Source organism: Nitrospinota bacterium, assembly GCA_027619975.1.
GTDB lineage: Bacteria > Nitrospinota > Nitrospinia > Nitrospinales > VA-1 > JADFGI01.
The window spans coordinates 1-23,972 of record JAQCGX010000041.1 but is presented as its reverse complement, the minus strand read 5'-3'; the positions used below and the strand labels follow the sequence as shown (position 1 = coordinate 23,972).

The following is a 23,972-nucleotide window of genomic DNA, read 5'->3' as shown; positions in this document are numbered from 1 at the left end:
TGGACAGCCTGGCAAATTGATCGAGAGGAAAACGAACCCCGATTAAAACACAGAACATCTTCGGGCTTGAGCCATTGGTCAAATTTAAAAAAAACCTCACGAGAGTGTAGCTTATGAAGTCAACGCGGAAAAAAATCACGGTGGTCGGAGCCGGGCAGGTGGGTACAACCGTTGCCCAGTTGGTTGCTTACCAGAACCTTGGAAACGTTGTTCTCATTGATATTGTCGATGGGGTTCCGCAAGGAAAAGCTCTGGACCTTCAGGAGTCGGGTTGTTTACAGGCTTTTGACAGCTTGGTTCTCGGTACGAATGATTATCAGGATACGGCGGATTCCGATATCGTGGTGATCACAGCCGGGCTTCCCAGAAAACCGGGGCAAAGCAGGGAAGAGCTTCTGGCAATAAACGGCAAAATCGTCAAGTCGGTGACGGAAGAAATCATGAAGTACTCCCGAAATCCGATTATCATTTTGGTCTCCAACCCTCTGGATGCGATGGTTTATCTTGCCAAGAAGGTATCCAATCTGCCGAAAACCAGAATCATTGGCATGGCTGGCGTGCTGGATGCTGCCCGGTTGCGGACATTTGTCTCTCTGGAACTCAATTGCTCGCTGGTGGATGTGGATGCCATGGTGATGGGGGGGCATGGAGACTCCATGGTTCCTCTGCCGCGCTACACGACTGTATCGGGAATTCCGATCACCGAGTTGATGAATCAGGAGCAAATCGATCGACTGGTTGACAGGACCCGGAAGGGCGGCGCTGAGATTGTCGGGTTGCTGAAAAATGGAAGTGCGTTTATGGCTCCTGGCGCTTCGGTGGTCAAAATGATCGAAGCGATTCTTCTGGATAAAAGGCGGATTCTCCCCTGCACCGCCTATTTGGAGGGTGAGTATGGCTGGAACGGGATCTTTTTTGGTGTTCCAGTCAAAATGGGCATCAACGGAATGGAAAAAATCATTGAGTTGACGCTCACCGAAGAAGAAACTGCTCAATTGAACAAGTCTGCGGAAGAGGTCAAAAAGACCTGCGACGAAGTGGACGCCTTGCTCAAAAAATGTGAAGAAGGATAAACTGCTTTGCGGTAAATTCCCCCCCCCGTCTTTCATGGTTTTTCATGAAGGATGGGGGTTTTGTTTTTTTTAGCCCTTTTTACTTAACAATCGCAAATCGATCAAATTCAGCAACCCCCTCCGGTTTCCCCTCGCATTCCAGAGTAATACCCTCCCACATGGAATTTTGCGGTTTCCAGCGCGGGTCCGACTTGCCCGTCGGATCGGTTCCGGGACACACGCGGTAAGTGGCGCCTTTCAGAACCTTTGCGGAAACCTCCAGAATAAGATAATGATTCATCAGCGCCCGGTTCGCCAATGCGTCAAACACATCTTCCGGTGCGGTGCGGTCTTTATATCCCTCCTGATCGGCGAATGGCTTGAAGGTGGCGCCGCCGCCGCCTGAAATGATGTGAATCGTTCCCTCTCCCCTTTGGTATCGGGACGCTTCCGATTTTTTCACCGGTAAACTCTCTCCCTTCTCCGGTATTCCCAAAGGATGAAACCGCTCGTAGGAATGCTGGTTCCCTGAAAACACCAGATCCGGCTTCAGGGCGTTCACCTGCTTTAATACCGTGTCCCGCTTGTCGAGGTACCAGGCGGTGGTGATTGCAGGCTCGTGCAGGGCCAGGATGATCCACAGACCGTTCTCCCTTGCGGCTTCTATTTTGGGAGCCAGCCAGCCGGTGGGATCTTGCCAGGGATAGGTATTTAGAATGGCAAAAAAGGTGTTGCCGATAGTTTTCGTGCCTTCAAAGCGGGCGGGATCTTCATCGGGTCCGACTTCATCAAACGGGGTGTCCAAAGGGTCGATCTGGCTCCAGCAACCGGACGCTTTGGGCTTTCTCAAGTGGGAAGGGAGGTCGTTGTCTCCGGGAACGAATAAGCGAAAAGGGTACGGTTCGACGAGAGTTTCACGAATTTCCCGGATGTATTTTTCAGGACAGGATTGCGGTTGAAGTTTGGGCTGATAGACGAAATCTCCCAAATGCAACAAGACATCCGGGCGGGATTCCCGCAGGGCTTTTTGGACCGCCAGGAAACCCCAATGGAAGGCTCGCTCCCCGATTCCGGTATCTCCTACGATGCCAACTCGTAATTTGTCATCCTTTGGTGCGGTTTTAGAGGGAATTTCACCTGCCCAACCGGCAGTCGCCAGCCCCACAATCGCCCAAAATATCAAGGCCCCCAGCCAATAGTCACCGGTTCTTTTCACGACGGTTCCTTAAGTTGAATTGCTCAAAACCATTATATTATCCCAGTTTATGTAATCGAAACTAATAAAAGACCTTTGCATACGTTCTTACTTGGAGAAGTTGTTGTGATAAAAATCACACATTATTTTTATGGTGGATGAAATTTTAAACATAATTCTTTTATTGAGTAAATTTATACGAATAATTTCTTTGTTAAATTGCCTGTTGTTCGAAATGATAAATATTATCCGTTTTTGGCATATTATCTGCACATTCATACAGGAATTACTCAACAGTTCAAGTTTGGGGCATCTCCCTTTTTAGGAGGGAGCGAATTCGGAATATAACCTGGAATGCAAGGATGAAGAATATGCTTCTGATCGATCTCAAGGTAGTGAAGGTATTGTTGGTTTTAGTTTTGGCGGTCGGGTTTTCCGCATGCACCAACAATTTGCAAACCCGGGTTTCGGGGAATCTGGGCAAGTTATCTTCCTTGCAAACGGTGGCGATTCTTCCTGTAGAGGTTCAGAGTGATGAACAAATGGAAATGGCCACGATGTTCAGGCAAAACCTGCATGCCAATTTGAGGCAATCCTCCTTTAAGGTTCTGGAGCATTATATTGTCGATGGACAGCTAAAAAATCACGATTTGATGGACCCTGCCAAATATGGAGAATTGGATCCCATGAAGTTTGGCGAAGTTCTTGGGGTCGATGCTGTCTTATTGAGCCGGATCAATCGAATCCAGAAAACCTATTTTCTGATTCATTCTTCCATTGAGATCAGCGTTTCAGTTGAAATGATCGATACCCGCACCGGCGAAATTTTATGGGTGGCGGAACAGACCGAGTCGAACATACAGGGCATCGCAAAAATTCCAACAGGGATGGTGTCAGCGGTGATTGCTCCCATTTATCTGGTGACCAGCAAGCTGATGATGAATGAATTGACCACGAGCCTGGTCGATAAACTGACTTCCATAGTGAAGTACCCCAACGAGGCGAACCCTGAAATAACCTTCAACGAGCCGAAGATCGCCACTGCGTGGAACAACGGGGGAAAGAGAGAAGAAAACCAGAAGGTTTACTGGGCTCGAGTTGTTGGGGCTGAATCTTCCGATAATAGCAAAAATTCCCCGTCCGCTGATATTTTGAAGGGTGATTTGAAAAAACAGATTCCTTACGAAATTATTCAGCAGGAACCTGTTACGGTTTCCAGGCAGGTGAATGCCGGGGAAAAATCTGGCGGCCTTATCCCACAGTCGCAAAAGGTCATTGGTCAGAAAGTGAAGGACCCTTCGATTTCATTTTAAGGACACCTCTAAAAATTAGTTCATTACGGGAAATCGAACATTGCACAAGATTTCTTATATCGGTGGCACGGGCTTTCTAGCCCGTGCGGACAGGCTAGAAAGCCTGTCCCACTAAAACAAAGCCATCTCCTTAAATTAACGATTAGGAACATTTAGTCTATTTTTAGAGATGCCCTTAAGTAAAACCGAGTGTAGTTTCCTCTTCCGCTGAACTTAATTTTCCCTTCAAGTTTTTCACCCCTTTGCAAAACATCAGGATACAAATTATCGACCTGCCCCCAGCCTGCGTGGCAGGCTTGATTTTCGTTTAATTTTCGCCTATACTCGAAGAAAAATTCCCCCGGTTTCCCATTCAGAAAGGGAAGCCTGCTTAAAAGAAAACGAGGATAGGCCGTATGCATCTGACCAAACGTCAGCAAGAGATTTACCAATACCTGAAAGATCACATTTGTAGCAAAGGGTATGCGCCGAGCATCATGGAAATAGGCAAACAGTTCAACCTCAATTCTCCGGCGACGGTGCACAAACACTTGACCCATCTGCAAGCCAAGGGCCTGATCCGTAAACAACATAATCTGAGCCGCGCCATAGAGATTGTCCAGGAGACGGAAAATGTCTTGTCCAGAGAATACGTTTTACTAGGCGATATTGTGGCGGGAAAACCGATCGAGGTTCTGGAAAACCAGGAGGTGGTTGCCCTCATGCCCGATGCGGCGGATAAGGATGTCTTTGTGCTGAGGGTCAAAGGCGATTCGATGATCGAAGATCATATCCGTGACGGCGATTATGTCATTGTGGAGAGAAGGGAATGGGCGGAAAACGGGGAAACTGTGGTGGCCTTGTTGGACAACGAAAAGGCGACCTTGAAACGGTTTTACCGGGAAAAGGGCCAGGTGCGTCTGCAACCCGCCAACCTGGAAATGGAGCCAATCATTGTTAAAGAGGGTGATTTTAAAATTCAGGGCGTGGTGATCGGGGTGATGCGGAAATTCAAGTAACGGGACTCACAAATAAGGAGAAGAAATGTCAGAACATCGTGTGCGAGTGAGTTGGGTGAACAGTTCAGAAGATTTTGTTTATGAAACTTTTAACCGGGATCACCTATGGACCTTCGATAACGGGGCGGAAATCAAAGCGTCTTCAGCGCCTGCCTTTATGGGCAATCCCGATTGTGTCGATCCAGAAGAAGGTTTTGTTGGGGCTTTGTCCAGTTGTCACATGCTCACCTTCCTGGCTATTTCTGCTAAGAAACGTTTGACCGTGACAAGTTACGAGGATGATGCGGTGGGGTTCCTGGAAAAAAATGAGAACGGCAAGCTGGCGGTCACGCGTATAATCCTTCGGCCCAAAGTGGCGTGGGGGAAAGATGAAACGCCGACCCAGGAGGAAGTTGAAGCGCTGCACCAAAAGGCGCACGGTGCGTGCTTTATTGCGAACTCCATACTCACGGAAGTTGCGGTCGAACCGCGTTAGAGTCATTTGCTGTCTTGGTTAGCTTGCGATGTCGCAATGAATATTTTTATGGAGGGTTAATCTTGATTCAAAACCGTGAAATTCTGCAAGTGGATATGGACGCGTTTTTTGTGTCCGTGGAAGAAGTGCGGGACCCGTCGCTTGTGGGCAAACCGGTGGTGGTGGGCCAGAGTGCAGACGTGCCTAAATCCGATGGTCAAAAAAGTTCACAAGGCGGGGATGCTTTGCCCCCTTTTCCACCGGGCGTGGCCCGGCGGGGAGTGGTGGCGGCGGCGTCTTATGCGGCGCGCAAGTATGGAATTCATTCCGCCATGCCACTGGCCCAGGCGCGCAGGTTGTGTCCGCATGCTATTTTTTTGCGCGGGTCGCATGGGGTTTACGGCGAGTTTTCCAGGCGCATTTTTGCCCTTTTGGATAAGTATTCCCCCTTGGTCGAGCCGATGTCTCTGGACGAAGCCTATGTCGATCTCACCGGATGCGAGAAACTGCACGGCCCGGTTCTGTCGACCGCTGAAAGAATTAAAAATGAGATCAAAAGAGAAATAGGAATCAACGCTTCGATCGGCATCGCTTCCAACAAACTGCTGGCCAAGGTGGCATCCGGTTTCGTCAAGCCCAACGGTATTCTCTGGATCGCACCCGGTAAAGAAGGAAGGTTCCTGAGACCGCTGCCGGTGGGTCGCATTCCCGGTGTGGGGCCAAAAAGCGGAGAACGGTTCAGGCGCATGGGGGTCCAGACCGTTGGTGACCTGGCGGCGCTTCCCAGGGAACTGCTTGAACAGGTGCACGGCAAATGGGGGGCCGGGCTTTATCTGAAAGCCCGAGGGATTTGCCTCAGTCCGGTTGTGGGGGAGGCGGCAGACAGCCGGTCGATCAGCCGCGAAACCACGCTGGCAACCGATTCGATGGACGCCCGGTTTCTGGAGTCCACGCTCAGTTATCTGGTGGAGAAGGCGGCGGCGCAGTTGCGCGAGTCTGAACTTTATGCCCGCTCGGTGACCTTGAAACTGCGTACCTCGGACTTTAAAACCGTGACCCGGTCCCACGCCCTATCTGAACTCACTGCTGAAGATCATGTGATCTATCAAGCTTGTTTGGCTCTGTTCAGAAAACAGTTCACCCGTCACACGCGTGTGCGTTTGATCGGGGTCTGCCTTTCTTCTCTTTCCCGAAACGTTTGCACGCAAACCGATCTGTTTCAGGAGGTGACGCGTGAACAGCAGGACTCTCTCTACAAGGGAATCGATCGCATAAGAAACAAATACGGATTTCGCTCTATACTGCGGGCTGCTAGCCGCAGGGGCGGTTTGTCATAACCGGGTTGGCCATTAAGAGACTTTGAGCGTATTTACAAAGTTTTGCTGATAGTTGATGGTCCTCAAACCACTGGCAGACAAAACGACTGAATAAAAAATGGAAGGCATTTATGAATTTGGAAACAATGAATCTTAAAGAAGAATTTCCGATCACTGAGAACCGGATTTTTTTTGATCACGCAAAAGTGTCGCCACTGCCCAACAGGGTGCGGCAGGCGGTGAACGCGTTTGTCGAGGATACGAGTTTATTCGGGACCGTAAATTATTCAGACTGGATGGCGAAGGTGGAGTCTGTCCGGGCGAGTTTTGCCCGGTTGATTCATGCCGATGTGAGTGAAGTGGCGTTCGTCAAAAATACATCGGAGGGAATTTCAATTGTGGCCAACGGGTTGGATTGGAAGCCGGGGGACAACGTGGTGATTCCCGACATTGAGTTTCCCGCCAATGTGTATCCGTGGTGGAACCTCAAGCGACTGGGGGTGGAAACCCGGTTCGTTCCCGCAATCGACGGGCGGGTTTTGTTTGACGATCTGGTGGCCCGTGTTGATTCTCGCACACGCATCCTCTCGGTCAGTTCCGTCGAATGCAACAGCGGCTTCAGAAACGATCTCAACCGCATTGGAACCTTTTGCAAGGAAAAGGGAATTCTCTTTTGTGTGGACGCCATTCAAAGCCTGGGAGTTTTGCCGATGGATGTCAAGCGCGATCACATCGACTTTCTCGCCGCTGACGGACACAAGTGGCTATTAAGCGTCGAGGGACTGGGGGGATTTTATATTTCTGCCAAGGCGATGGAAAAAATCCACCCGGCGGTGGTCGGCTGGAACAGTGTGATCAACGCCTATGATTTCATGAACTATGATTTTACGTTACGGCCCGATGCCCAGCGATTCGAGGAGGGAAGTTTCAACACCATGAGCATCATGGCTTTTGGCGCTGCGCTTTCCCTGTTTCACGAAGTGGGTGTCGATAATATTGAGCGGCGCGTTATGAGTCTTGGCGACAGGATTATCGAGGGGCTTCAGCGGCGGAATTTTAAAATTTTAAACTCGGTGATTCCTGAAGAGCGGTCGGGAAGCATTTCTTTTAATTGCGAAATGGATCTTGAAAAGTTCTCGGATTATGCGGCGGACAACCAGGTGTCTCTCACCGTGCGGAATGGGATGGTTCGCCTCTCTCCGCATTTCTACAACAGGGAAAGCGAGATCGATCGTTTCTTTGATCTATTGGACCGGTTCAGAGGTCAATCCTGATCACCCTGGGTTCAACGAGGTGACGAAATTTTTCAGGTTTTCGTTGCGCTCAAGTTTTTGGGCGAGCTGGTGAGCTTGGTTTTTGTCTTGAAACTTTTCGACCTGAACCCGATACATAAGAGATTTTTCCTTGGTGGGGAGCAGGGTGATGAACGCCTGATATCCCTTGTCGGCCAGGGAGTGGATCATTTTTTCAGCAAAGGCCCTGGTCTTGTAGGCCCCCACTTGAATGGTGAAAAGAAAAGGGGATGTTTGGGTTAATTTCAAAGGTTCGGATGCAATCGTTTTACTGGTCAGGATAGAGACTTTTTGAATTTCAGGTTCCGGTATTTGGGAGGCGACTTGCCTCGTGGATCGGTAACCGGCGGAGATCGTCACCGGTGGAATGGGGAACAGGTTGGCGGAGGCAATAGCAGGCCCTTCGGATTCGTCCAGTTCTTTTTGAGCCCACTTGGCTTTCACTATTTCGGCGTTTTCCAACCGGAGAATATCGCGGCGCGCGGCGGCGGTGATCACCGGCTGTTCAAATGTTTCTTCCTTTTCTTTTTGGAAAGGGTGTTTGATGGCGGCGGTCAGTTTGTTAACCATCCTGGATGTGAGCCGGTTGAGATTGAGTTTATTGGTCACAAAATAGATGGGGGACAGGACGGCGGCTGTTATCCCTGTAGGAATTTTCCACAATCCCTGGGAATCCGTTTCGGTCTGTTCGGCTCGCCAGAGAATTTCGCCGGTCCGCGTGTCCACCATTTGCAACGAGACGCTGAGTTCTATGGAGGAATGCAGGACCAAATAGGCACGCTGTATTTTGTTGACCCGGCTGATGAGCACCGCATCGACACCCAAAATTTCGCCTAGATGCATGGGATTCAACTGCAGGTATTTTTCAGGGTGGTTCAGACCATTTTTTTTGAGCAGACCATCGACCAGGTAAGGTTCCAACAGATTGAAGTCCGATTCTTGCAAGTTGGCATAAAGGGTGCGCCGGAACATGTTGGCCGCTTCCCGTTGCGATTTATCCACCACTTCCATGGGTAATATGGCTATGGTTTGCTTATGAGAAAGTAGATTGAGGTTGCCGGACACCTTGGTTTGCAGATCGGTGGTACAGGCGGACAAGCTGAACCCCAGGATTGCCAGAATTAACCCTCTTACAGCCCATGAAGATTGTTTCATGTTGAATTTTCTTGGTTTCATTTCTCTGACTTTCCAATGGTTGCAAGGGCAGTTTTGTAATACTTTTTACTGGCGAGTCCTTTTGGGTCCTTCAAGGTACCAATAATAAATGCACTCAATACCTGGTCTCCGTTCTTAACCACATAGGTTCCCGTATAAAGGCCCGGTGATATCTCTTGCATGGGGATACTGGTGCGCCAGCTACCAATGTCGAAAGTTGCCTGTAAACCCGCTTGTCCGCGCATACTCACGTAAATACTGTCGGAAATTTTCAGTTTCTGGTCGGCTTTGACATTTGTTTCTATGCTGGAGATCATCGGTAGTTTCACTTCCCCAACCCGATCCGCGGCGGGGTCGGGGATCTGCGAAAGAATCTGCTGGCAAAACATTTCAGCGTTCTTATAATACGCCTGTTTGACTTTAGCGTTTGCCACCTGCTCCTGAATGATGTCGACAATGGTGGGGCTGGCGATTCCGGAGTAGGATCTTTCCGTGTGATCGACTTCCCACAGGGAGTTCCCGGTTTTGAGATCCAGCATTTCCAGTTTGGCGTGTATCAATGTTTCGGCATGAAAACCGGCTGTGAAGTTGTTGACTTCCAGCAGGTGGCCGCGAATCACCGCATCGACTCCCAGGATCCTTTTAAGTTCGTGATGCCTTAATTTTGCCGCGTCTTCTATCGGGACTCCCGCATGGTGAAGTTTCTGGTCCACTTCATCCAGTGGCATGTCGTTGTATCCCAGAAAGCTGAAGTTGTTAAAAAACACATCCCGGAAAATGACGTTTGGAGACTCCTCTTCATTGACATTTTTTTCCATGGTGAAAGGAAGGATAGCCACCGTTTTCGGAGAAGCGGTTTTATTTTCAAAATATTTGCTCACCTGAACCTGAGGTGATGCGCAACTCACCAGAACCAGGCAACAGATCATCACCGTCAATACACGTTTGGGGAAATTATGCATGGGTTTTTAGAACCTGTAACTTATTGATGTTTTATATATTACACCTAAACGGGTGGTATTTCCAAGGGGATTGTTAAAAAGAAATCGCAATGAAATTTAAGCGGGAGATAATACCAGGTTGCATTGTGTCTGTTTGCAGTCTTTGGAAATTGGCTTGCAGACTTTAATTAAGTTAAATTAAATAAATCAATAATTTATGATTTTTGGGTTTGGGCAATATCTGTTGACCAAACTGGCAAATCATGGTAGTTTCCGTTCGCTTTGGTTTTTTGTGTTTTTTTGGGCTGAGATCCTTGCGTTTATGGGTTTTTGAGGGATTTTCAGAAGGGTCGGCAGGAAGGTGATAATGTGGCGAATTTATGGTTTTATCTGCCCGGCAAATTTTGTTGCCATCAACTTTCCGTTGATATTCCGCATTTTGTAGAGCAAATAGCTTCCCTTGAGTATCTCTTTGTCCCTCGTTCATATCCGGCCTCCCCGTGTGACAGATTCGAGCGGATTAAGGGATCCGACGAGGTCGAATTTTTCAATCTGAATTCCCGTTTTTTGTTTGCATGACATTGGTGACCCGTTATGTGCCTTTTTAAAACATACTCCTCCCTTTGACCCATGGGCTCACGGCTATTTCGCATCTATGAAAAGGTGGTATTGAGCAATCCTCGAACCTGGCTTGTGGTTATTGCCCTGTTGATGATTGTTTTTGGCCTCCATGCGCGTGATTTCAAACTGGATGCTTCCGCGGATTCTCTGGTGCTGGAAAACGATGACGATCTTCGCTATTTCCGGGCCACCAACAAAATTTATGGAAGCGACGACTTCCTTGTCATCACTTATACCCCTTTAGACGACTTACTCTCTGAAAGATCCCTTGAGGGTCTTAGGGGATTGAAAAAAGACCTCTCTGAACTTGCAAGAATGGATTCAGTGGTCAGTATTTTAACCGTGCCTTTGCTCGAAAGCCCCAAGGTCCGAATTTCCGAGTTGGGCGAAAGCACCCGGACTATCGAAACTCCCGGTGTCGATAAAGAGTTGGCCCTGAAGGAGTTTACGGAAAGCCCGATCTATCGAAAACTCCTTGCCAGTGAAGACGGTAAAACCACGGCCATTCTCGCCAAATACAAGCGCGATGAAAAATACTTTTCCCTTCTCGAAAAGAGAAACGACCTCAGGGAAAAAAAACGCAACCCGGGGCATCTCACCGCTGAAGAAGAAAAAACTCTGAAACAGGTTTCGCTGGAATTTAAACAATATCTTGCCGAGTTAAATGATCTTCAGGATCTGGAAATTGCCCAGGTGCGAGCCATCCTGGACAAATACCGCGACCGGGCGAAAATTTTCCTGGGCGGCGTGACCATGATCACCTCGGATATGATGAGTTTCATTGCCAACGATATTTCCGTATTCGGCATCGGTGTCTTATTGCTCATGATCCTCGTGATGTGGCTCTTTTTTAGAAGTAAACGCTGGGTGACCCTGCCTTTGCTTTGCTGTGCGGCTGCCGTTTGGCTGGTGGTAGGAACTTTGGGTTGGCTGGACTGGCGGATAACTGTCATTTCTTCCAACTTTATTTCCATAGTGATCATCATCACCCTCTCCTTGACGATTCACCTGATCGTCCGGTACGGAGAATTGTACGCCGAGAATCCAGGGCTGGATCAGTACAGCCTGGTTCGCGAGACCCTTCGGCTCATGTTCCAACCCTGTTTTTATACCTCGATCACGACTGTGGTGGCTTTTACCTCCCTGGTGATCAGTGGCATCCGGCCCGTGATCGATTTTGGCTGGATCATGACCATGGGTATTTCCCTGGGGTTTGTCCTGGCGTTTATCATTTTTCCTTCGTTCCTGAGCTTGATGAGCCCCAAGGGATCGGTATCGAACCACGATGCCACCAAGCATCTGACCCATGCCGTTGCGATGTTCTCTCTCGGTCATAAAAACAAAATTCTTGTTCTTACAACCGTCCTCATCTTGATTTGTGTTATGGGAATTTTCAAGCTGCGTGTAGACAACCGGTTCATTGACTATTTTAAAACCAGTACCGAAATTTACCAGGGGTTGAGCGTCATCGATACAAAGCTTGGAGGCACCACGCCTCTGGACATCATCATCGAGGCGGACCAGGATTTTTTTGTGTATCTAAAGGAGCTGGAACAGCAAAAGGGTAAGAAAGATACCTTTGATGACCCCTTCCGGGAATTGGAAGATGAGGTGGAGGAAAACTACTGGTTTCACCCGGACAAACTGCTTGAGGTCGAAAAAATACACGACTATCTGGAAGCCCTTCCGGCGATCGGGAAAGTCCTTTCCATTGCCACAACCTTGAAGGTGGTTCGGTCTCTGAGCGGCGACAAGGTTCCGGATGATTACGACCTGACGCTATACCGCAAGCTTTTTCCTGAGGAGCCTAAAAAAAGCTTTCTAGATCCGTATTTATCCGCAGACGCCAACCAGATTCGTGTCAGCCTGCGTATTGAAGAAACCGATCCTAAACTCAACCGGACCGAATTGATTGCAAAGATAAAACAGTTTCTGGTTGATGAAATGAAAATTTCTGAGGAAAGAATTCGTTTCACCGGAATGACCGTGCTATACAACAACATGCTTCAAAGCCTTTACCGGTCACAGATCCTGACTCTGGGATTGGTGTTTTTGGCGATCCTTTTTATGTTTTTCATTTTGTTTCGCCGTTTTTACCTGGCGCTGTTGGCGATGATCCCAAACATCTTTTCATCGTTGGTGGTCTTAGGGTTGATGGGATGGTTGGACATTCCGCTGGATATGATGACCATCACCATCGCCTCCATCACCATCGGCATCGCCGTCGACGACACCATTCACTACATCCACAGGTTTCAAAGCGAGTTCGCCGCGGATCCGAAATACGTTGACGGGGTTCTTCGCTGTCATGGAAGCATTGGCAGAGCCATGTATTACACATCCATCACGATAACGGTTGGTTTTTCCATTCTGACCCTGTCGAACTTCATTCCCACTATAAATTTCGGTTTGCTGACCGGGTTGGCAATGGTTCTGGCTTTGCTGGGAGACTTGATATTGTTGCCATTATTAATCGTTATGTTCAAACCTCTGGGTCCTGAGTTAAAGGTGGCCTGACAGAGAGTGTTTAATGAACTGTTATCCTGCTTTTTCATGAAGCTTTGACAGAGAATAACTGGCCTAATAAAAGATAAGGTGTGAACTGCTTTTTTGTTAAGCTGGGATTAAGAAAGAAAATCAGGTGAGCAACAGTCAAAGCGCTTTATGTGACATTGGCTGGGAAAGCTTGATCCGTGAGAATATATTTGCTAAGTTGTGGTTCTTCAATTTAAAACTATTTTTGAAAAGGAAAATCTCCATGGTAAAAGGACACTTTAAGATTGGTTTTACAGCAATTGGTTGCATAGTAATGTTGTTGTTTTTTTCCCAGTCCGTGTTTGCTTCCGAGATTACCAAAAGTGTAAGGACCACCATTGATGAAGTCATTAATATTGTGACCAATGAGAGTCTGAAAACCCAGGTATCAATACGCAGGCAAAAAATCCGCGAGGCCATCGGCAAGCGTTTTAACTTTAATCAGATGGTCATGCGGTCGTTGGCAGAAGATTGGAAGAGCAGGACGCCACAGGAACAAAAAGAATTTCAGGATTTATTCAAGCGGCTCCTGGAAAATTCCTATGCCAGCAAAATTGAATCCTACAGCGATGAAAAAATCAACTATGTCGATGAAGTCATTAAAGGCGATTACGCGCTGGTGAAGACGGAAATTGTCCGGAAAGACGGTACTATTAACGTCGATTATAAATTAATCAGGAATGATGGCGAATGGATGGTGTATGACTTTGTCATTGAAGGGGTGAGCATGATCCGCAATTACCGCTCCCAGTTCGCCAAAATTATCCGCAAAGACTCCTATGAGGTTTTGGTGAAAAAGCTATCGGATAAAATTCAGGAAATCGAAGCTAATAATGGAAAGTCCAAATCCGAGGAACTGTAATTCGGTTTGATTATAGTGATTAATAGGGAGTTTCGAGAGCCGGAGCTTCCTACACCCTTTTCCCATTTGCAAAATTCAAATCCATGATAAGAAGTTCGGCTCCCACCAGAATCGATCTTGCCGGGGGCACTCTGGATATCTGGCCCCTTCATCTTTTCTTTGGGAATCCTCCCACCGTCAACGCCGCCATTAACCTTTACGCGACCGTTGAAATCAAACCCCGCCGGGATAAGCGGATTGTTGTCCAATCAAAGGATTTGAATTTAAAGGGTGATTTTCCCTCCGTAAACGCCATCCCCGAAGGGCATGCTCTGGACCTCATCCTGAAGACCGTAAAATTTTATTCCCCAAAAATGGGATTAGAGATAACCACGGACTGCCAGGCTCCCGCCGGATCGGGGATTGGAGGTTCTTCTGCGTTAAACATCGCCCTGCACGGAGCCCTAAATACCTTAGTTGGACACCGCTATCTGAAAAGCCAGTTGATTGAAATTGCCAGAAACATTGAAACCCAGGTCATTTCCGCGCCCGCGGGCTGGCAGGATTATTTTCCGGCCCTTTACGGAGGGGCGCTTGCAGTCAGGCCAGGGGTTTTAGGGGTAGAGTTCAAACGCATACCCAGGCCTCTTGATGAAATGACGCAACGATTCGTACTTTGCTATACCGGAAAACCCCGGCAATCGGGGATCAACAATTGGGAAGTCGTGAAAGATGCATTGGATGGAAAAAAGAAAACAATCAACCATCTGAAAAAAATCAGTCAGGCGGCCCTGGACATGGAAAATGTTATATTTAATGACCCCCTGGAACGATTGGCGCCTGTATTTGCGGCGGAATGGAAAGCTCGTAAGGCTCTGGCTCCCGGAATCAGTACGCCTGAGATGGACCGTCTCATTCGTTCTGCAATGAGAAGTGGCGCGTTGGCGGCCAAGGTATGCGGCGCGGGAGGCGGGGGGTGCGTGGCGTTTTTTGTCAAAGTAGACCGCAAGGAACAAGTGCAGGGAGCGTTAAGTAAACTGGGCGCCCGGGTACTCGATTTTCGGTTTGTGAGCCGCGGGTTGAGGGTGCAAACTTTTTGACTATAGAATTCTCTTTCTGTTTCAGATATTGGGCGGCTCTGTATCGAGTATAATAACCGCGATCTTGTCTCGCCAGGAGGTCCGTCTGCCAATGTCAAACTCATTCCCGGATAAGACCAAATCCATTCTGATACTTTCCCTTCTTCTTTTGGTAGGGGTTTCGATAGGCTTCAACAAATTTAATATCCCAGAAGATGACTCCGCATTGTCTCGCAACGGCGCAGCCGATGAGAACAGCAATTTCTACAAACCCCAAATAGACGCAGAAGACGAGGCGGACCGGTTCATCCAGCAGGCATCGGAAAATTATTTTTTTCATGAATTTGAGGAAGGCGTCAAAAATTACCTCCAGGCCATTGCCATTTACGAGTCGCGAAAGGATCTTCATAAAGTCGCTAAAACCTATGAATCGTTGGGCGATCTCTATAAATTTTCCCATAATGTCGAAAACGCAGAATCCAGTTATTTAAAGGCTGTGGATTATCATACGCAAAACCAGGACCCCACCGGCAAGGCAAGATCCATGCAACAGGTTGGAGACCTTTATGTGGATCTTGAACAATTTGATACGGCAGGTGAGTGGTACCAGAAATCGGGCCAGGCGGTTAAAAATGTTTCCCCGAACCGGGACCTGGCAAAGGTTTATGAGGAGATTGGTTATTATCATTGGAAAATAAAAAATTTCCTTTTGGCGGAGGAAAATTTTTCCCAGGCGCAGGAAGCTTTTGCGGTTACCAAGGACCAGATGGGCTATGACCATATGACCAGCATTCTCGCATTGGTTAAAAAGAAAAGAAAATCTACGTCTCGCGCCCCGTAGAGTCCGGTTCCCTGGGAAGTGTTATAGTCCCTTCCCAAAAGAGTGTTTCTTGCTCGGTGAAATAATTCATCCAGGTTTCCGAATTTATAGTCCTTCCTGTAGATTTACACCGCTCTTGGTTGGGGTAAAAGTTACATTTTTTTATGCAACTGTATGAAAAAAAACAAATTTTTGTTGGAAACAGGGTTTTCTGAAAGTGTAACTCCTTATTTTATGGTCTCTTATTTTTGGCACAAAGTGTGAATCCAATTGTATTAATGATAAGAATTGTTTAAGAGGACTTTTGATGGAATGGGAATATTGGTTTCTGGATATGCCGACACTACGCCAGGGGGATATCAAAACTAAAATAAAAAATTTGGAGATTCATGGTTGGGTGTTTGTTCCCAATGGGGGCGACGATAGTTCGGAAGTTTTGATATTTAAGAGAAAATTGACTTCTGAAGCCATTCCGCAAAGAGAGGGATGCTTGTTGATTCAAAAGAGAGTGCCTTATGTTTCTTTCAACCCTCTAATGGGTTAATTAAGCTTCCCCGAGAGAGGTAACTTTTACCCCCAATTCCTGCTATTTATTACGAAACCCTGCCTTTATTTAGACAATACTAAAAAAAACTCCTTAAACTGGAGCTTCATCTTGCTTATTCAAAAAATAAAAGAACGGTCGGCTTGTGTGGGAGTGGTAGGTTTGGGATATGTCGGCTTGCCTCTGGTGCAGGAATTTGGCAAGGCTGGATTTATGGTGATGGGCCTGGATATAGACCAAAAAAAGGTTGATCATTTATCCAAAGGGGAGAGTTATATTCGTCATATTCCCAGCGAAGGCATTGCAAAAATGATGCAATCCGGGAGGTTTGAAGCAACCACCGATTTTTCCAGGGCCTCTGATTGTGACTGCCTGCTCATTTGCGTTCCCACACCCCTCAATCAAAACCGGGAACCCGATATGAGCTATATCGTAAAAACCGCTCAGGCAATTTCTCCGTACTTAAGGAAAGATCAATTGATCGTTTTGGAGTCCACGACCTACCCTGGGACTACCCAGGATGTTTTGGTTCCCGAATTGGAAAAAGGAAGCGGCCTTAAGGCGAACCAGGATTTTTTTGTAGCCTATTCCCCGGAGAGGGAGGACCCTAACAATAAGCAGTTTTCTACTGCGACTATCCCCAAAGTGATCGGGGCGGATCACCCTGAGAGTTTGGAAGCAGCTAATATCCTGTATCTATCCATCATCAATAAAACCGTTCCCGTATCCGGGACCAAAGCGGCGGAAGCGTCCAAGCTGATGGAAAATATTTTCCGTTCTGTCAACATCGCTCTGGTCAATGAACTCAAGATCATTTTTGATAAAATGGGCATTGATGTCTGGGAAGTTATAGAAGCCTCCAGCACCAAACCCTTTGGATTCATGCCTTTTTATCCTGGGCCTGGCCTGGGAGGGCATTGCATTCCCATAGATCCTTTTTATCTGACCTGGAAGGCTAGAGAATTTGAAGCCCCTACGCGTTTTATAGAACTTGCCGGTGAAATTAATGTTTCCATGCCGGAATATGTTTTGCAGAAAATATTGTGGGCACTGAACAATGTCGGGAAGAGTTTGAAAGGCAGCCGAATCCTCATCCTGGGAATGGCCTATAAGAAAAATATCGACGACGACCGAGAGTCTCCGAGCTTCAAAATCATGGAACTTCTGGAAGGCTACGGCGCTCATGTGGACTTTAACGATCCCTATGTTCCTGTTGTCCTCGGGCCGAAACGGGAATATAATCAGTTTGTTGGGAAAAAGAGCGTGTCTCTGGACGATTTACCACAATACGATATGACAGTTATCTTGACCGACCATTCCAGTTATGATTATCAGGACATCGTCGAACGGTCTACAATCGTTGTTGATACCAGGAATGCCTGCGGAAAAATTGAGTCGGATAAAATCATCAAAGCCTGATGACCCATCGCCCCATTCCTTCTTTGGGGCTTACCGTTGTCGTCTAACCTGAATTGTGCAGGAACCCGCAACAGGCTCAAATCAATCGGAGATCCAATTTGTCCAAAAATTTGAACGTTGCGCTGGTTGGAGCCGGCTATTGGGGGAAAAATCTCGCCAGGGCTCTCAATCAGCTTGGGGTCCTTAAGGTAATCTGTGACCCTTCGGAAGAGATTTTAAGAGTCAAGAAGGAAGAATACCCGGACATAGAAATTTCCTCCTCGTTCACAGATACGGTGATCCGAACGGATATTGAGGGCATCGTCATTGCCACGCCTGCGGCCATGGATTATTCCATGGTCAAGGATGCCTTGCTGGCGAATAAACATGTTTTTGTTGAAAAGCCCCTGGCCTTGACGGAAAAGGAAGGCCGCGAACTCAGTGATTTGGCGGAAAAAACCGGCAAGGTTCTTTTTGTCGGTCATATCCTTCATTATCATCCTGCCGTTCTCAAAATAAACGAAATGATTGGCAAGGGAGAGCTGGGGAAATTACAATACATATACTCCAATCGGCTCAATTTGGGGAAATTCAGGAAAGAGGAGAATATTCTCTGGTCTTTTGCGCCGCATGATATCTCCCTGATTCTTTCCCTGGTGAATGAAGAGCCCTATTCGGTGAAAGCATTCGGATCGTCTATCCTGCATCCCAAGATCACCGATACGACATTGACCCATTTGAAATTTCCCTGTGGGGTTTCAGCACACGTGTTTGTTTCCTGGCTCCATCCATTTAAAGAGCAGAAGCTGGTGGTGATTGGGGACCGGAAGATGGTTGTTTTCGATGACATGGCTCCCAGGGAAGAAAAGTTGACCGTTTACCCGCACACCATTCTCTGGCAGGGCAACATGCCCGTTCCGGAAAAAAAAGAAGGCATTTTTATCGATTTAGCGCCTGATTGGAAGGAACCTCTATTAGCCGAATGTCAGGCTTTTTTGGATGGTATTCATGGGAAACCCGTTATCACAGACGGAAAAGAAGGAATCCGGGTTTTAAAAGTTTTACAGCGGGCCCAATCCAGCATGGGGGGCTCGATGGCGCAGGAGAACGATCAGGATTATTTTGTTCACGAGTCCAGTTATGTGGATGAGAGATGTTCCATCGGCAAAGGCACGAAAATCTGGCACTACTCCCACATCCTTAAAGGTTCCAAAATCGGCAATCACGCCAGCATCGGGCAAAATGTTGTCATTGGTCCGAACGGACTTATTGGAAATAATGTCAAAATTCAAAATAATGTGTCCGTCTATGAAGGCGTGGTCCTTGAAGATGATGTGTTCTGCGGTCCGTCCTGTGTTTTTACCAATGTGATCAACCCGCGCAGCGCCATTCCGAGAAAAAATGAATTCAAAACCACGATCATTCGGAGGGGAGCATCCATCGGTGCGAATGCCACCATCATTTGCGGGAACACCATCGGCAAATTTGCCTTCATCGGAGCCGGTTCCGTGGTCACAAGCGATGTTCCCGATTACGCCCTGGTTTTCGGGAATCCGGCCAGAACCACCGGCTGGATGTGCGAATGCGGAGAACGGCTGGAAGAAAAAAATACCGAGCCTGTTTGCTCTGTTTGCGAGAAACGTTATATTTTGAAGGACAATAAAATTCAACCCCTCACTCCGGCTACTTGACCGGCAATCATAATTTCATGAATGTACCTTTACTGGACTTGAATCGTCAACACCAACCGCTCCACGATGAAATCGTGCAGGCGATGTCACGGGTTGTGGAGAGCAACGCTTTCATACTCGGCCCCGAAGTGACCAAGCTTGAAGGCCAGGTTGCGGAATACTGCGAAACCCGATTTGCCATAGGGGTTTCATCAGGGACCGATGCCTTATTGGTTTCCTTGATGGCAATAGGGTTGGGCCCTGGCGATGAAGTCATCACCACGCCCTACACCTTTTTTGCGACGGTCGGTTCCATCACCCGGTTGGGCGCCAAGCCGGTTTTTGTCGACATCGATCCGGTCACCTATAATATTGACCCCGCAAAAATTGAAGAGAAGATAACCCCAAGGACCAAGGCCATTATTCCCGTCCACCTCTATGGGCAATGCGCGGACAGCGAAGCGCTGTTGAGCCTTGCTGAAAAGCACGATCTTTACGTGATTGAAGATGCCGCCCAGGCCATCGGGGCGCAATATAGTGATGGACGTAAGGCGGGAAACATGGGGGATCTGGGGTGTTTTTCCTTCTTTCCGACGAAGAACCTGGGATGTTTTGGCGACGGGGGAATGGTGGTCACCAATCATTCCGAAATGAATGACCGGGTGCGCATGTTGAGAGTGCATGGCAGCCAGCCAAAATATTACCATCAACTCGTTGGCGGAAATTTTCGTCTGGATGCACTCCAGGCGGCGGTCTTGAACGTCAAGTTCCCGCATCTGGAAGGGTGGAACCAAAAGCGGCGGCAAAATGCCCTCCGCTATGACACGCTGTTTAAAGAAAATGGTTTGACCGAAACCCAAGAGGTGCAATGTCCCGAAGCCGTTTATGCCGACTCGGGGGTTTTGAATCACCACACCTACAATCAATATGTTATCCGCGTGGCGGATCGCGATGCTTTACGGGAGTATCTAAGTGAAAGAGGAGTGGCGACGGAAGTGTATTATCCTTTACCCCTGCATCTGCAACAGTGCTTTCTTTATCTTGGACATAAGGAGGGAAGTTTTCCTGAGTCCGAACGGGCTGCAAAGAGCACATTGGCTTTGCCCATTTACCCCGGCCTGGAGCCGGAGCAGCAGGCATATGTTGTTCAACAGATCCAATCCTTTTTCAAGCGTTGAGAACAAGGGTAAAAATCGGGTGGGCCGCTGGCGGAAACTACCATTAAACTGAATGTAAATCATCCATACCTTGAGAGTAAATCCTTTATGAAAATTCTTGTGACAGGGGCCGCGGGTTTTATCGGTTATCACACCTCCAAACGACTCCTGGAGGAAGGTCATGAAATCATCGGCCTGGATAACGTCAATGACTACTATTCAGTGGAATTGAAAAATTCCCGTTTGGACTTATTGAACAAGTTTGAAAAATTTAAATTATACAGAGACGATCTGGCGGATAACCAGGCGGTGGCCAGTCTTTTCAAAAAAGAACAACCCCAGCGCGTCATTCATCTGGGAGCCCAGGCCGGCGTCAGGTATTCATTGGACCACCCGCATGCTTATATTCAAAGCAATGTCATAGGGACCTTGAATATTCTGGAAGGATGCCGTCACAATAAGGTGGAGCACTTGGTGTATGCCTCCACCAGCTCCGTTTATGGGTTGAACACGAAGTATCCGTTTTCGGTCGACGATTGCGTCAACCACCCCGTCTCTCTTTATGGCGCCACCAAAAAAGACAATGAATTGATGGCCCATTCTTACGCCCATCTCTTTCAATTGCCAGTGACGGGGTTACGGTTCTTCACGGTATATGGCCCGTGGGGTCGCCCCGACATGGCGTTATTCATTTTTACCAAAAATATTCTGGAAGGCAAACCCATCGACGTATTCAACCGTGGCGACATGGTGCGGGACTTCACCTATGTCGATGACATTGTCGAAGGCGTGGTGCGCGTGGTCATGAAAGTTGCCGAACCCGATCCTAATTGGGACGGAACCAAGCCTGGGCCGGCGTCGTCGCCCGCTCCATATAGCTTGTATAATATCGGCTCCAATTCGCCGGTCCAATTGATGGACTTTATTAAGGAAATCGAAAAGAATCTGGGGATGAAGGCTGAATTAAATCTCATGCCCTTTCAACCCGGTGATTTTCACAAATCCCATGCCGATGTTTCTGGCCTTATAAAAGATTTCGACTACAAACCGAAATTCAATGTAGAGATGGGGGTTAAAAACTTTGTGGAGTGGTACCGAAGTTATTACAAAAAATAAAACAGGGTTTCGGGAGTCCTAAAGTTACAATTCCATTTTTGGGGGATATAAAGATGATTTTCGCGTGTGGGTTTCCGATGCCTACGTTGTGAAGTCAGCGGACTTAAGCGAGCTAAAAAATGTAATTAAAGAGATACTCGCGAGCAAGGATGCAGATTTAGTTGCCATTTGATCTGATCCTGATGGAGAGAATATGCATTCAAGGGACAGGGCTGTTCTTGTTTATCCGGAGGGAATTTCTCCCGCCTTGGCCAATGTCAGCAGTGTCGTTAGAGGACCGATCAACTCGAACAATACTGTCATCCCCGTCGTAAGTGGAAAAATGGTTCCGCTGGCTGATGGATTATTGTATCCCTCCTTTAAATATCATCCAACAGGGGAAGACTTTATTTACTAAAGACTTCGTCGATATCAAATGGCGCAACGCTGTTCGTTGGCCAAATTTATTTTTTCAAACGCATTGAATTAATGTTGGTATCTTTTTTGTCAAGCGGGAAAATGCTTTTTATTGGTTTTTTATGGAGGTTGTTCGGGGAAAGACTTGGGAAGAGAGTAAGAAACTATTGCTCGATGCCATCTTTGTAATGTCCTTCATATATTTTTTCTCCTTTTCTAGACCATTCAGTCACCAGTCCTTCTTTTTTTCCATCTTTGCAATATCCTTCCAACTCTTTCTGCCCATTCCTATGCCAATAAGACCAAAGACCATCTGGCATCCCGTCTTTGTAATGGCCTTCATATTCTTTCTGTCCGTTTGCATACCAATCAGTTCGTAGGCCATCTAGTTTTCCACCTTTATAAAGTCCCTCAAAGTTTTTCTGTCCTTTTTCATACCAAAAAGTCCGAAGACCATCTAATTTTCCATCCTTGTAGTGTGTCTCAGCCTCTTTCTTTTTGTTCGGATAGTAGTCAATACAAACACCACTAAAAGGTTCTCCTTGGAATAGAGTGGTTTTTCCATCAAGTTTTAAGTCGTTCTTGGAAACTGATTTTGCTTCTTCATTCATAGTTGATTGCCAATAAGCAGAGTAGTAACGGGTTATATCTTATTTTGGAGATTTAATGAAGTGGTGAGTGGTGATGCGAGGTTTCGTTGGTGGATTACTTAGTTTTCGGTTTCCAATTTCTTGCCATTTCTTGTGCTTTCTCTATTTGTTGTGGAGTCATTCTCTTTTCAATTATACCTCTATTTTTTACGGCATCCTTATCTCCATTAGAACCTGCAAGACGAAACCATTTGACCGCTTCTTTGTCGTCTTGCGGAACTCCTCGTCCGTTGTAATACATCGTTCCCAAGTTGTATTGTGCAGAAGCCTTTCCCTGTTCCGCTGAAAGACGAAACCATTTGACCGCTTCTTTGTCGTCTTGTGTAACTCCTCGTCCGTTGTAATACATCGTTCCCAAGTTGAGTTGTGCTATAGCATTTCCCTGTTCCGCTGAAAGACGATACCACTTGACCTCTTCTTTGTAGTCTTGTGTAACTCCTCGTCCTCTGTCATACATCACACCCAAGCTGTATTGTGCAATAGCATCTCCCTGTTCTGCTGAAAGACGAAACCACTTGACCGCTTCTTTGTCGTCTTGTGGCACTCCTTGTCCGTTGGAATACATAAGACCCAAGTTGTATTGTGCTTTAGCATATCCCTGTTCCGCTGAAAGACGATACCACTTGACCGCTTCTTTGTCGTCTTGTGGAACTCCTTGTCCTTTGGCATACATATAACCCAAGTTGTATTGTGCGTTAGCATCTCCCTGTTCTGCCAACGGCTTCCACTTCTCAAATACAGTTTTGAAGTCTTGTTTCAAATAAGCATCCAATCCATCTTGATAGTCATCCGCATAAACAGGAGAACAACCAAAGAAAAGCAGAAATGCAAAAATGAGTATGAGTTTGTGTGATTTAGTATTCATAGAGCAATAATACCGTATTTTGGAGATTTTATGAAGTGGTGAGTGTTGATAAGTGTCTTAGTCAACAATTAGTTGGTTTGTTCAGGAAGAGATAGACAATAAAGTGGAATTTATTCCAGAAACACATAAATCAGAGTCGAAACTTCGATCTAAATCAGCCGAAAATGACTTGCTTATGTGCTATCGAAAAATTGCGGACTAGGAGGTTTATATACAGATCGTTGCGTGTAAGACTGTGCTACCACTGTGCTACGGCTAAAATAGAGTTTTTAAATAGTTAAGTCATTGATAAATAAGTGCGCCTGGCTGGATTCGAACCAGCGACCTACGGATTAGAAGTCCGAATGTCTAGTCTTTTAAGCTGTTTTATATTTGCCTACACTTCCCTGCATTACCCCTTGAATCCCATTAAAATAAGGCTTATACTAGGCATCAAGAATAAGTAGGTGTTGTAAGTTGTTTTAAGCTCACTGCCTACACAGTGCCTACATAAATACCTCGTCAACAGGTCTTGAGATGCCAAAGCTAAAATTAACCAAATCAGGAGTAAATAAGCTCCCTTAT

General features: G+C 47.0%; 21 protein-coding genes. 16 read left to right on the top strand and 5 right to left on the bottom strand.

Annotation, left to right across the window (positions count from 1 at the left end):
• Nucleotides 1–113 precede the first annotated feature (113 nt).
• The gene (gene mdh, locus O3C58_12640; GenBank protein MDA0692699.1) at nucleotides 114–1,073 is read left to right on the top strand and encodes a malate dehydrogenase; all 960 of its coding nucleotides are present in this window, start codon (nucleotides 114–116) and stop codon (nucleotides 1,071–1,073) included.
• Nucleotides 1,074–1,152: 79 nt separating this feature from the next.
• Here the strand turns inward: mdh and O3C58_12635 are convergent, their stop codons facing one another.
• Nucleotides 1,153–2,268 carry a metallophosphoesterase gene (locus tag O3C58_12635; GenBank protein ID MDA0692698.1) on the bottom strand — a complete coding sequence of 372 codons (1,116 nt, stop codon included), beginning with the start codon at nucleotides 2,266–2,268 and terminating at the stop codon, nucleotides 1,153–1,155.
• A 350-nt stretch (nucleotides 2,269–2,618) separates the two neighbouring features.
• On the opposite strand from O3C58_12635, the gene O3C58_12630 reads away from it, so the two are divergent.
• From O3C58_12630 to O3C58_12610, 5 genes are all read left to right on the top strand, one after another.
• Complete coding sequence (locus O3C58_12630; GenBank protein ID MDA0692697.1) at nucleotides 2,619–3,560, top strand: DUF799 family lipoprotein; 942 nt, start codon at nucleotides 2,619–2,621, stop codon at nucleotides 3,558–3,560.
• A 395-nt stretch (nucleotides 3,561–3,955) separates the two neighbouring features.
• Complete coding sequence (lexA, locus tag O3C58_12625) at nucleotides 3,956–4,558, top strand: transcriptional repressor LexA (GenBank protein MDA0692696.1); 603 nt, start codon at nucleotides 3,956–3,958, stop codon at nucleotides 4,556–4,558.
• A gap of 25 nt (nucleotides 4,559–4,583) precedes the next feature.
• The gene (locus O3C58_12620; protein ID MDA0692695.1) at nucleotides 4,584–5,033 is read left to right on the top strand and encodes an OsmC family protein; all 450 of its coding nucleotides are present in this window, start codon (nucleotides 4,584–4,586) and stop codon (nucleotides 5,031–5,033) included.
• Nucleotides 5,034–5,095: 62 nt separating this feature from the next.
• Complete coding sequence (gene dinB / locus O3C58_12615) at nucleotides 5,096–6,349, top strand: DNA polymerase IV (protein MDA0692694.1); 1,254 nt, start codon at nucleotides 5,096–5,098, stop codon at nucleotides 6,347–6,349.
• A gap of 110 nt (nucleotides 6,350–6,459) precedes the next feature.
• Complete coding sequence (locus O3C58_12610) at nucleotides 6,460–7,602, top strand: aminotransferase class V-fold PLP-dependent enzyme (protein MDA0692693.1); 1,143 nt, start codon at nucleotides 6,460–6,462, stop codon at nucleotides 7,600–7,602.
• On the opposite strand, the gene O3C58_12605 is transcribed toward O3C58_12610, so the two are convergent.
• Both O3C58_12605 and O3C58_12600 read right to left on the bottom strand, forming a co-directional pair.
• Entirely contained in the window at nucleotides 7,603–8,796 is a 1,194-nt protein-coding gene (locus O3C58_12605) for a DUF799 family lipoprotein (protein MDA0692692.1), read from the bottom strand.
• Nucleotides 8,793–9,737 carry a DUF799 family lipoprotein gene (locus O3C58_12600; GenBank protein MDA0692691.1) on the bottom strand — a complete coding sequence of 315 codons (945 nt, stop codon included), beginning with the start codon at nucleotides 9,735–9,737 and terminating at the stop codon, nucleotides 8,793–8,795. Before O3C58_12600 ends, O3C58_12605 begins: the two co-directional genes overlap by 4 nt.
• A 609-nt stretch (nucleotides 9,738–10,346) precedes the next feature.
• Between O3C58_12600 and O3C58_12595 the strand changes: the two genes are divergently transcribed.
• From O3C58_12595 to O3C58_12550, 10 genes are all read left to right on the top strand, one after another.
• Complete coding sequence (locus O3C58_12595; GenBank protein ID MDA0692690.1) at nucleotides 10,347–12,854, top strand: MMPL family transporter; 2,508 nt, start codon at nucleotides 10,347–10,349, stop codon at nucleotides 12,852–12,854.
• Nucleotides 12,855–13,146: 292 nt separating this feature from the next.
• Complete coding sequence (locus O3C58_12590; GenBank protein MDA0692689.1) at nucleotides 13,147–13,734, top strand: ABC transporter substrate-binding protein; 588 nt, start codon at nucleotides 13,147–13,149, stop codon at nucleotides 13,732–13,734.
• 83 nt (nucleotides 13,735–13,817) lie between these two features.
• Nucleotides 13,818–14,813, top strand: a complete 996-nt coding sequence (locus O3C58_12585; GenBank protein MDA0692688.1) for a GHMP kinase — start codon at nucleotides 13,818–13,820, stop codon at nucleotides 14,811–14,813.
• A gap of 91 nt (nucleotides 14,814–14,904) precedes the next feature.
• Nucleotides 14,905–15,633: a hypothetical protein gene (locus tag O3C58_12580; GenBank protein MDA0692687.1), complete on the top strand. Its 729-nt coding sequence runs from the start codon at nucleotides 14,905–14,907 to the stop codon at nucleotides 15,631–15,633.
• Between the two features lie 286 nt (nucleotides 15,634–15,919).
• Complete coding sequence (locus O3C58_12575) at nucleotides 15,920–16,156, top strand: hypothetical protein (GenBank protein MDA0692686.1); 237 nt, start codon at nucleotides 15,920–15,922, stop codon at nucleotides 16,154–16,156.
• A gap of 111 nt (nucleotides 16,157–16,267) precedes the next feature.
• Nucleotides 16,268–17,575: a nucleotide sugar dehydrogenase gene (locus O3C58_12570; GenBank protein ID MDA0692685.1), complete on the top strand. Its 1,308-nt coding sequence runs from the start codon at nucleotides 16,268–16,270 to the stop codon at nucleotides 17,573–17,575.
• Between the two features lie 98 nt (nucleotides 17,576–17,673).
• Entirely contained in the window at nucleotides 17,674–19,245 is a 1,572-nt protein-coding gene (locus O3C58_12565) for a Gfo/Idh/MocA family oxidoreductase (GenBank protein MDA0692684.1), read from the top strand.
• A 17-nt stretch (nucleotides 19,246–19,262) separates the two neighbouring features.
• A complete protein-coding gene (locus O3C58_12560; GenBank protein MDA0692683.1) occupies nucleotides 19,263–20,402 on the top strand; it encodes a DegT/DnrJ/EryC1/StrS family aminotransferase in 1,140 nt (379 codons plus the stop codon).
• Nucleotides 20,403–20,489: 87 nt separating this feature from the next.
• Nucleotides 20,490–21,497, top strand: a complete 1,008-nt coding sequence (locus O3C58_12555) for an NAD-dependent epimerase (protein ID MDA0692682.1) — start codon at nucleotides 20,490–20,492, stop codon at nucleotides 21,495–21,497.
• 193 nt (nucleotides 21,498–21,690) lie between these two features.
• A complete protein-coding gene (locus tag O3C58_12550) occupies nucleotides 21,691–21,894 on the top strand; it encodes a hypothetical protein (protein ID MDA0692681.1) in 204 nt (67 codons plus the stop codon).
• 163 nt (nucleotides 21,895–22,057) lie between these two features.
• Here the strand turns inward: O3C58_12550 and O3C58_12545 are convergent, their stop codons facing one another.
• Complete coding sequence (locus O3C58_12545) at nucleotides 22,058–22,504, bottom strand: toxin-antitoxin system YwqK family antitoxin (protein ID MDA0692680.1); 447 nt, start codon at nucleotides 22,502–22,504, stop codon at nucleotides 22,058–22,060.
• Between the two features lie 94 nt (nucleotides 22,505–22,598).
• The gene (locus tag O3C58_12540; GenBank protein MDA0692679.1) at nucleotides 22,599–23,408 is read right to left on the bottom strand and encodes a tetratricopeptide repeat protein; all 810 of its coding nucleotides are present in this window, start codon (nucleotides 23,406–23,408) and stop codon (nucleotides 22,599–22,601) included.
• Between the last annotated feature and the right edge of the window lie 564 nt (nucleotides 23,409–23,972).